Annotated in this window: 6 protein-coding genes and 3 pseudogenes; 5 read left to right on the top strand and 4 right to left on the bottom strand. The window is 56.4% G+C overall.

The window, feature by feature from the left end; genetic code table 11:
- Positions 1-128: 128 nt before the first annotated feature.
- The 4 genes and pseudogenes from ABJZ52_RS04055 to ABJZ52_RS04040 all read left to right on the top strand — a co-directional run bounded on the left by ABJZ52_RS04055 (position 129) and on the right by ABJZ52_RS04040 (position 3,182).
- Positions 129-923, top strand: a complete 795-nt coding sequence (locus ABJZ52_RS04055; RefSeq protein ID WP_348154169.1) for a hypothetical protein — start codon at positions 129-131, stop codon at positions 921-923.
- Positions 924-1,331: 408 nt separating this feature from the next.
- Positions 1,332-1,607, top strand: a pseudogene (locus ABJZ52_RS04050) (transposase family protein); the annotation flags it as partial.
- Positions 1,608-1,728: 121 nt separating this feature from the next.
- Positions 1,729-1,800: pseudogene (locus ABJZ52_RS04045) on the top strand (L,D-transpeptidase); the annotation flags it as partial.
- A gap of 437 nt (positions 1,801-2,237) precedes the next feature.
- Positions 2,238-3,182: a MucR family transcriptional regulator gene (locus ABJZ52_RS04040; protein WP_348154166.1), complete on the top strand. Its 945-nt coding sequence runs from the start codon at positions 2,238-2,240 to the stop codon at positions 3,180-3,182.
- A 406-nt stretch (positions 3,183-3,588) separates the two neighbouring features.
- Here the strand turns inward: ABJZ52_RS04040 and ABJZ52_RS04035 are convergent, their stop codons facing one another.
- The 3 genes from ABJZ52_RS04035 to ABJZ52_RS04025 all read right to left on the bottom strand — a co-directional run bounded on the left by ABJZ52_RS04035 (position 3,589) and on the right by ABJZ52_RS04025 (position 8,116).
- Entirely contained in the window at positions 3,589-5,490 is a 1,902-nt protein-coding gene (locus ABJZ52_RS04035) for a PhoX family phosphatase (protein WP_348037673.1), read from the bottom strand.
- 87 nt (positions 5,491-5,577) lie between these two features.
- A complete protein-coding gene (locus tag ABJZ52_RS04030; protein WP_348037675.1) occupies positions 5,578-6,990 on the bottom strand; it encodes a DUF6880 family protein in 1,413 nt (470 codons plus the stop codon).
- Between the two features lie 880 nt (positions 6,991-7,870).
- A complete protein-coding gene (locus ABJZ52_RS04025) occupies positions 7,871-8,116 on the bottom strand; it encodes a WGR domain-containing protein (RefSeq protein WP_348188504.1) in 246 nt (81 codons plus the stop codon).
- 254 nt (positions 8,117-8,370) lie between these two features.
- Here ABJZ52_RS04025 and ABJZ52_RS04020 point away from each other — a divergent pair, with 254 nt between their 5' ends.
- Positions 8,371-8,787: a MucR family transcriptional regulator gene (locus tag ABJZ52_RS04020; protein WP_348037679.1), complete on the top strand. Its 417-nt coding sequence runs from the start codon at positions 8,371-8,373 to the stop codon at positions 8,785-8,787.
- Positions 8,788-8,915: 128 nt separating this feature from the next.
- Here the strand turns inward: ABJZ52_RS04020 and ABJZ52_RS04015 are convergent.
- A pseudogene (locus tag ABJZ52_RS04015) lies at positions 8,916-9,002 on the bottom strand (IS6 family transposase); the annotation flags it as partial.

Raw genomic sequence — 9,002 nt, 5'->3', positions numbered from 1 at the left:
GAGGACCGAGAGCCGGATCAGCGTCTCGGTCCTCAACAAGATGACTTCCCTCGGACGTCCTACGTTCGAGCGTATCTCATGATGCCAAAATTCTGGGTAAGGGACCGCTGCGTGCCGCTTGATGATTTGTGCAACACGGTGGATATCGCACGTTCACCATTGCCCAGCCCGCATCGCTTGAAGCCATGATCCGACACTTTGAAGCCATGCGGCCGCAAATCCTCTGTGCGTTGCCGAGCCACCTATGGGAATTGACGAGCCTTGGTGACTTGTCGCGTTTCGGCATCAGAGCTATCTCGACCAACAGTGAACAGAGCAGTCGACTGGAACGCGACAACTTTGAAGGCATATTCGGCGTGCCGGTTCTCGACGAATACTCCTCAGTTGAGCTGGGTGTGATTGCCTACGAAAGCAGATCGGGCAACTACCAGGTAAATCGAGATGGGCTTCGTATCGAACTCGTCAATCCTGATAGGGAAGGATTCGGGCGGGTGGTGGCCACTGACTTTCGAAGCTGGGTCATGCCACTAATCCGCTATGATCAGGGCGATCTCGCCGCATGGGCGGACGGGGCTGAGGAGCAGGAGCTGCGAGAGATACAAGGCCGCGCGGATGACTTTTTCATCGCTATGGATGGACGGAAGATACCTAGCGCTTCACTTCTGAATCTGGTCGATATCCTGTTTACCAGCCCGGACTCTCCTGTTCTTGAATTCCGCCTCCAGCAGCTTTCACCGGAGCTGGCACAGCTCGACTATGTTCTTCGTGAAGGAGAATTAATGATGCCAATGATCATGCAGACCGCGCTACAACAGAATCTGGTTACTGTGATGGGAAGTGGAAGCGTCGTCAGTTTTCAGCGCCGTGAGACACTCGACAAAATGCCGAGCTACAAGCGTAAGAAAATTATGCGGGCCTTCTGATCCGCGTTGTTGCATTAATCTGATTTGTGCCCTACCTGAGCGTTGTTGTGTCCCTTCAGAAGTATTGTGAATGCCGTTCAAACACCACGCCTCCCGCCGGCACAAGTTTGCGAAGTCCAAGCATCGTGTGGCGAACTGGCCCGAGTATACGGAAAGCCTGCGCCGGCGTGGGGATATCACGATCTGGGTTAATGAAAGCGTGGCGCATCGCGTTGTTGCACAAATCGGATTAATGCAACAACGCCCGTTGAACCGACCTGGGTTTGTAATTACCCACCACCCCAGGGCTGTTCAACGCTCGTGACATGAATCGTTTGGCAGTCTGCGACAGGTCGTGATTTTTTGCTTTTCGGAGCGATAAGTCTCTGAATCTATGGAGAGCAACCCGAATCAGGAAAGTTGCTCTCCATGACCCCAGCCATCGATCTTGTGTCCTGCCTTGCCGCAATCCCCGACCGTCGGCGCGCTGAGGGCAAAATGTACGGCCAGGTCGGCGTGATTTTGTTCTCGATCATCGCCATGCTGAGTGGGGCACGCTCCTATCGGCAAATTCACGCGCTGATTGCCGCCAGATTGCCGCTGCTCAATGCCGCCTTCCCCAAGGCGGCTCTGCGGCGGGCTCCGGCCTACACGTCGGTGCGTGGGATCCTGCGGCAGATCGATCCCGACGCATTGGAGGTGGCCTTCCGGCGTCATGCTCAAGAGCTGGAGCAAATCTGTGCTCCCGCGGACCCCTCACGCTTCCTCGCCCTCTGGCAGTCCCATGTCCGGACCCTCCGGCGAAAGCCGCGGATCGCGCAGCCATTTGTGGATCAGGTTGGTATTCATCGAATACCGCCGCGCCACATGCGCAACCGAAACACCCGATACACGCGCCTGAGCACAGATCGAACGCTTCTCATCAACTGACCAAACACGCCTCTTCTGGCCTTTCTTGTCCGCCATCGCTCACCTCAAGATGTCCACTATCGATGGTGGACATCTAGCAGCCAAACCATCGCAACGTCAGAGCGGTAGAACCGGACGCTTACCCTTATGATGAATTGATATAATTTTCGCCACGGTTTGTGCCTGTGGCTACAGGCTTTTCGATCGGGCTTGCCGACATTTTTGCGCAATGAAACCGCCGCCTATTTTCCGTGGATCGGCCTGGAGAGTTTGGCACCGGGATTAATTTAAGGCGGTTGGCCGTGTCAATTGACACAGTCGCGCCGGTTGTTTTTTTCTAGGTGGGGTACCGGCAATAGTGGTTCGTATTGGTTTCCCGCCGGTTCGAACTCCCGTTGCCAGCAGTATCAGCAAGGAGGAAACACCATGAGAAATCCCCCGACAGGGCGCGGCCTGGTCGGTCGGGCCGTTGATATTGTAGTGGCTTACGTGAGCAACAACCCGGTCGACGCCACCCACCTGACGGGGCTGATCGGCTCCGTTCATGAGACCCTGCGGACGGCGAGCGGCGCGTCTTTGAACCGGGCATGCCGAGAACCGGCTGTCGACGTCGACAAATCGGTGTGCCAGGACTACATCGTCTGCTTGGAGGACGGTCAGCACTTCAAGTCCCTCAGACGTCATCTGCGGGTAACCTACAATCTGACGCCGGAAGAGTATCGGAAAAAGGGGGCTCTGCCGGAGGACTACCCGCTTGTCGCCCCAGGCTATGCGGACGACAGCTCGAGCGAGGACATGGAAGCGCGTCTCGACGAGGTTCTTTTCTCTTCGGTCAGCGCTCGAACCTTTTTTGCGCAAGTTTGCGCCAGTCCGCAGCTGATGACAGATGCGATCACACTGGCGAACAGGAACTTGACCGAGGCCCCCGACGCTGCGCAGGTGTCTGGCCCATCGGTTTCCGGCGCGGGCGGTAGCGGCCGCGAGCGTCATAGCGGAATTGCTGTCGGGGCCGTCCCGCAAAAACCTTCCGATACTGCCACTCTTCCTGCGTCGGCCGATCTGCGACAGGCAGAGCAGATCGCAGATCGCACCGGAGTGGCGCTTCCTGACAAGGCGTCGCGTGATGCGACCGTCCTTGCCGCGTGGATCCGGGCACATGAGCCGACAACACGGAACCAGATGAACTGGATCACCAAGTTGGTGGAACGGCGCAAGATCGCGCCCCCTGAAGGCTATCCTGACCAGGTAACCGCTTTGCAAGCCAAAACGTTTCTCGGCAGACAACTTGGCGCAAGACGCAGACGGGGAAACGACCCCCGGGCCGTTAGGCCCGAACGTGCAGAAACGGACAGCGAAAAGAACAAAGCGTGATACTGAGTGTTTTCGGGGCCAAAATGCGCCACGAGTGTGCTGAATGATACTCCTTAGCGAGTGGGCACAATCTATGGTTATCTCCCTATCCGCGCATGCAGCCCGGGTAGTGCTTAAGGCGTCGAAAGACGTTTAAGTTGCACATCCTCACTATGCTTACCAGCCTGGTAAGCGGCACCGTGTTGCGCAAATCATCAGGCGGCATGCAGCGGCCCCCTTACCCAGAATTTTGGCATCATGAGATACGCTCGAGCGTCGGACGTCCGAGGGAAGTCATTTTGCCCGGAACCGAGACGCCAATCCGGCTCTCGGTTCTCTGATTTTTCAGGGTGCGTGATCTTAACCGGTGGCTTCATGAGCGAAGTGCAACGTTTTCATTGAAACGGATTAATGCAACAAAGTGCCGTCAGCCGATCAACCCGTTATCACTGCGTTTGATCGCGATCACAGAGGATCGCGGGAGAAGGGCGCCGTCTGGCCAATTGGAGCCAGGATGTTGGATGCCGACAAACATCGTACGGTTGTCCGTGGACCAGCACAATCCGGTTACTTCGCAGCCGTTCGGACCGGTCATGAACCGGACAATCTCCCCCGTAGCCGGATCACCGGCCAGCATCTGGTTGTTACCCATGCCGACATAGTCGCCCTCATTGCTGTCTTCGCCATCGGTCTGTATCCAGACGATACCGCTGGTATCGAAAGCCATGCCGTCGGGTGAATTGAACAGATTGCCTTTGTTGATGTTTTCTGAACCGGCGTAAGTGTTGCTGTGAACGGTTGGATTGCCGGCCATCACGTAGAGATCCCAGTCGAAGTTCGTGGAGGCGTGATCATCGTCGTGCGGATACCAGCGGACGATCTGGCCGTAGTTGTTGGTCTCACGCGGGTTTGGCCCGCCGACAGGCGTTTCGTCGCCGCCGGCATTGGACTTGACGCCCCGATTTTTGTTGTTCGTCAGGGAACAATAGGCTTCGATGGCATGCGGATTGGTGGCCACCCATTCTGGGCGGTCCATTGTGGTCGCCCCCACTTTAGATGCGCCCATGCGTGTATGGATTAATAACTCGGCCAGAGGCATGCCTGTGGTATCAGGTGTCAAAGCCAGCCATTCGCCGACCTGATCGTCGTCGAATTTCGCAGCATAGAGCGTGCCATCGTCGAGCAGCCCTTCGGTCGGCCCGCCGGCCACATAAGTACCGTTCGAGACGAATTTGTAGAGGTATTCGCCGCGTTCGTCGTCTCCCATATAAACGACCACCCGTCCCTCCCGCGACAGGACCACTTCCGCGTTCTCATGCTTGAAACGGCCCAAAGCGGTGCGCTTGACAGGTGTGCTGTCTGGATCGGTCGGGTCGATCTCGACAACCCAGCCGAAACGGTGAGGTTCATTGGGGTTCTTCGAGAAGTCGAAGCGGGAATCGAACCGCTCGTATCCGTAGACGCTTTCGTTTGCGATGCCGTAGCGGTCGTAGCCTTCGGGCCGCACGATCGGCTTGTGCTCCTGCGCCGTTTCGGTGGTGCCGAAATAAGTGTTGAAGTTCTCCTCGCAGGTCAGATAGGTGCCCCACGGGGTCTTGCCGGCGCCGCAATTGTTCATGGTGCCAAGTGAGCTGGTGCCTGTCGGATCGGCCTCCGTCTTCAGGAGGTTGTGGCCGGCTGCCGGGCCGGTGATCTTCATCGGCGTGTTGTGGTGAATGCGGCGGTTGAATGGACTGTCTAGAACAATGGACCAGCTCCCGTTGCGCTCGGTAATCTCGATCACGGAAACGCCCTGCATATTCTGCAGTTTCTGCACATCTTCGGCGCTTTCGGTCTTACCGCTGGTCTGCGGTAGGTTGACCTTCGGATTAGCGTATTCATGATTGATCGCCAGAAGCTGGTGACCGTTATAGTAGAAACTTTCCATGCCGTCGGTGTTTTCGCCGAAGACCTTTTCGGACGCCTCGAGCGTCACGCCGATATCCGAGACGAAGTCATCGACGCCAGAAAAGAGCGGGTCGCCCCAGCGGGCGAGCAGTTTCCATTCATAGCCTTGCGGCACATGCACGGTACCGTCCGTCTGAGCTGCGATCGGCGTGAAGGAGAAGCGCGAGGGGGGCTGGGCGTTCGCGGTAACAGGAGGCAGAACGCCGGCACCCATTGCGGCGGCGCCCGAACCAAAGGCAAGCACACCGCCGAGAAAACCGCGTCGGGAGATTGCTCGCTCGACGACGCGATCGAATTCATTTTCTTCTGCTCTGGGGAAGTTGAGTTCGTCAAGTTCGTCGAATGACAGGTCTAAAAGGTCGAGGTGGTGTTTTCGGACCATTATGGCTCCTTTCGGCTTCCGTTGAAGCGGATCAACGCTGCGCATCTGAATGAATTTGATTGGGGGCTAGGTATAGCAATGTCATTCTCACGCGCTTTTTTTGACGCGCATCCAAAACCCGGATTTGCGGGGGTGGTTTTTCTTTAGGCTCGAGAGGTATGTCGCGTGATCGACGACCCCATGGAGTTTCGGGGACTCCGCATCTGTGGCCAGGAGGGTTAGTTTCGCCAGGTATTTCGCGCCGTGCGAATAGGCCTTTGAACGGGCGCGATCGAGAATGTCGTCCAGAAGCGCCCGGTAGAGGATCGTCGCGGCCCGTGGGTAATCGTGTTCCAGAAGTTTCGCCACTTTGGGGAGAATATGCCAATCGCCACCATCCCAGCTGTGCGGATGCGCTTCGATAAGTTTTGCGGCCAGATCCAGACGAGGCCAATCGAGAAAGAATTGCAGTGCAACCTCGGGCTTTGCTGTTTCGAGCGCCAAAATATGCGCGCGTTCTTCCGCTTCGATGTCCTCGAAATCCGGCAACTGTTTGAGGTATTCTCGCAGGATGCCGGCGGATAGAATCGCTTCGAAACAACGCCAGCGCAAAACTTGTGCAGCAGATTTCTCGCCGAGGGCATCAAGAATACGCGCTTCCAAAGAAACACGCTTAGGTGACAAGGCTTCGTCGAAGGCACGCGGCCCCGGTTTGCGTACCCAGTCGAGTGCATCGCTAGCGTGCCCAGCCTTCAAAAGATGGGCCGCTATTCCAAGCGGACGTTGCATATGCCGTGGCTTTTGTTCCTCCAATGCGACAAGCAGATCAAGATCACCGCGTGCAATGGCGATTGTCTGACGCATCCCAGCCCATTGGAACGTCATAGTGTCGAACCAATTATCAGGCCTGTTGTTTTTCTCTTCGGCGAGCCGGTCCGCGATTGCTTGTTGCAGATTACCGTCCCACTGGCTCAGCGTTTCTTGCGGCAAATGCGGTGCGACAACGACCGTCAAGTCAGAGAGATATCCGTGTGTGCTTTCGCCAAGCGATGACATAATCCTGTCCGGTAACAGGTTGGCCTCGGGCCCGGACAGCGTCTGCACCAAGACCCCGACCGCTTTTATCGCCTGATAATAGACATCCTGAACATAACCAGAGGAATCGTCTATCCGCTCGAAGAGCCGTTCGTGCGTGGCGATAAAGCGCAACAAACGGTCGACAGCCAATGCGGGAGCGACAGGTCCCAGCTCAGAACCGATTGTCTCTATCAAGCTACGTAAGTCGTCGCGGAAAACACGCGCCTTGTCCCATTCGATAAAGCTTTTGCCACGCTCCAACCCGGAAATTCGTCGGTCAATCAGCTTCGCGATCGCCTCGGGTCCAGACTTCCCTGCCAGCGCGGCCTTTACCAGTCGCCGGAAACCGGCATTGCGCTCCGCCTCTGCCAGTATAATCTGTGCGAGCTTTTCAGCACCGAGCTCAGCAAGCTTGCTAATAGAAAGTGTGGATTTGCGAGCCAACTTGCGGACCTAACTTCTGGACGAACGGATCCAATCTCTTGCCCTAAACGCGCCCGCGGGGCAAGAACTGACACCACCACCGAATGCCTGTCATGCGCGACATACGAATTACGGGTTTATCCTGCCGCAGGACACGAATCGGATCAGTCACCAAATGGGGACATTGCCGACTTTAAAGAGGCCATACGCAAAAGGCCCGGAGAGCTTGAGGCCAGTTTTGGACTTGCGCAACAACATCATTTTTTCTGTTTCTTGAAAAAAGAAACCCGCCGACGAGCGACGGGTCGCTTACCAAACCAGTAAGCATAGTAGGGATGTGCAACATATGAGTCCTTATGAAGACTATCCAAGCTGCGTACTACAGGGTACATAAAAACTTTAGCCTGCACGTTCTCACCGTGGAGTGTCATTCAGCACGCTCACATCAGATCCGACAGGTTTCTGTATTTTTGTTGTGGTGGTCTGGCTGCGGTAATCCCGGCCCAGAGCGCCTCACGGGCTTAGGTGCTGGCTTTCGGAAAAGCTCTATTGCATGCGACAAACCGCTTGACCGGATAGAGGGCGCACCCGCGACCTACGCTTCAACCCCTCCTGGGGACCAAACGGAGAAAGCCGGTGCATCTTGAGACTTGTGACAGTCGGCACAGGTGTCGGGGCCGATTGCCGACTAGATTGCTTTTACCGGCAAGAGATTGGCCGGGAAACAGAGTAACAGAAGGCAATTGTTGGAAGTCACAAAAGCAGTTTTCAGAAAGTCTTTGCGATCGACGCCGTTGAGACCTCCTCCCTCTAGGCGGTGTCGATTGCCCATAGGCCGGCAGTGCAAGTCAGCACTGCCGGCCATTTTTTTGCCCGCGTCCGGTCAGGCGGATGAGAGGCATCAGGCGGCATAGCCACGGCGGCTTTTTCGGGTGACGAGATCGCGCATGGAGTCGAGGGCGCGGCCCGGGGAGGCAAAAACGTCCCGGCGCAGGCGGCTAGTGTGGCCAATTCTCCCCCATTCCCTGCTGAGCTCCCACTCACCGAAAAGGTTCCGCTGAACGGACATGCCGTAATAGCGCCACTTGTTGCGGCTCGGGTCGATACACCGCATATGCACGGTCGTCGGGAACAGATCGAGTTGCATGGGCGTTGCCGCATCTTTCATCCGGTTGCAGTGATTTTATCACCCGTCCGGACCATACAGAATGGTTGCGGCACGTTTTGCACAGCTTCGCAATGCGCGACATCAGAAACAGGGAGAACAGACTTGATAAATTTCTGTCAACTCGGGAGTATTGACGAGTTTTATTTTATTCATCTGAATAAAACCGTCATGCATCTGGAGATGTCCTCCAGGCACCGACCTCTTCCCTCACGGACAACCTTGCAGGAACCTTCATGAGCGACAATCCGACAGCCGCCGATCTGGTTCACCTCACCGTCGATATCGTATCGGCCTATGTCAGCAACAACACGATCGCAGCGACAGAGCTGACCGGCCTGATCGGTACGATTCACAGCGCACTGCGCTCCAGCGTCGACGCGGCCGCATCCACTCCGGAAGAGCCGCCGCAGCCGGCCGTGCCGATCAAGAAGTCGGTGCAGAAGGACTATATCATCTGCCTTGAAGACGGAAAGAAGTTCAAATCGCTGAAACGGCATCTGCGCACGCACTACGATTTGAGCCCTGACGAATACCGGGCCAAATGGCAGCTTGATGCGGATTATCCGATGGTTGCGCCGAATTATGCGGCAGCCCGCTCGGAGCTTGCGCGGAAAATGGGACTGGGACAGAAGCGAAAACGCGCAAAATAAACGGATACCGCCCGCTCCATCGGCTTGCATGCCCTGCAAGCGGCTCAATCGCGGGTATTGTCAGCTCCTGATGGGGGATTGCCAACTTGTTTTGTTGGGCCCGCAAGGAGCCCTACTTTGGACGGATTTCAGGCGTTCATCTCGCTGGTGTAGTCGTTCCATAAGCCGAATGCATCAGCCCTTGCACGCCGGTATGAGGCGGCCGGCAGAGTATA

Origin of the sequence: Roseibium sp. (assembly GCF_039982295.1) — a bacterium.
Taxonomy (GTDB): Bacteria; Pseudomonadota; Alphaproteobacteria; order Rhizobiales; family Stappiaceae; genus Roseibium.
Note: the sequence above shows the minus strand (reverse complement) of the source record. Positions and strands in the feature narration are given on the sequence as shown.

Bases quoted from the DNA above. Each gene is read 5' to 3' on its own strand.
- ABJZ52_RS04040 (WP_348154166.1), top strand. From the start codon at position 2,238: ATGAGAAATCCCCCGACAGGGCGCGGCCTGGTCGGTCGGGCCGTTGAT.
- ABJZ52_RS04035 (WP_348037673.1), bottom strand. From the start codon at position 5,490: ATGGTCCGAAAACACCACCTCGACCTTTTAGACCTGTCATTCGACGAA.
- ABJZ52_RS04025 (WP_348188504.1), bottom strand. From the start codon at position 8,116: ATGCAACTCGATCTGTTCCCGACGACCGTGCATATGCGGTGTATCGAC.
- ABJZ52_RS04020 (WP_348037679.1), top strand. From the start codon at position 8,371: ATGAGCGACAATCCGACAGCCGCCGATCTGGTTCACCTCACCGTCGAT.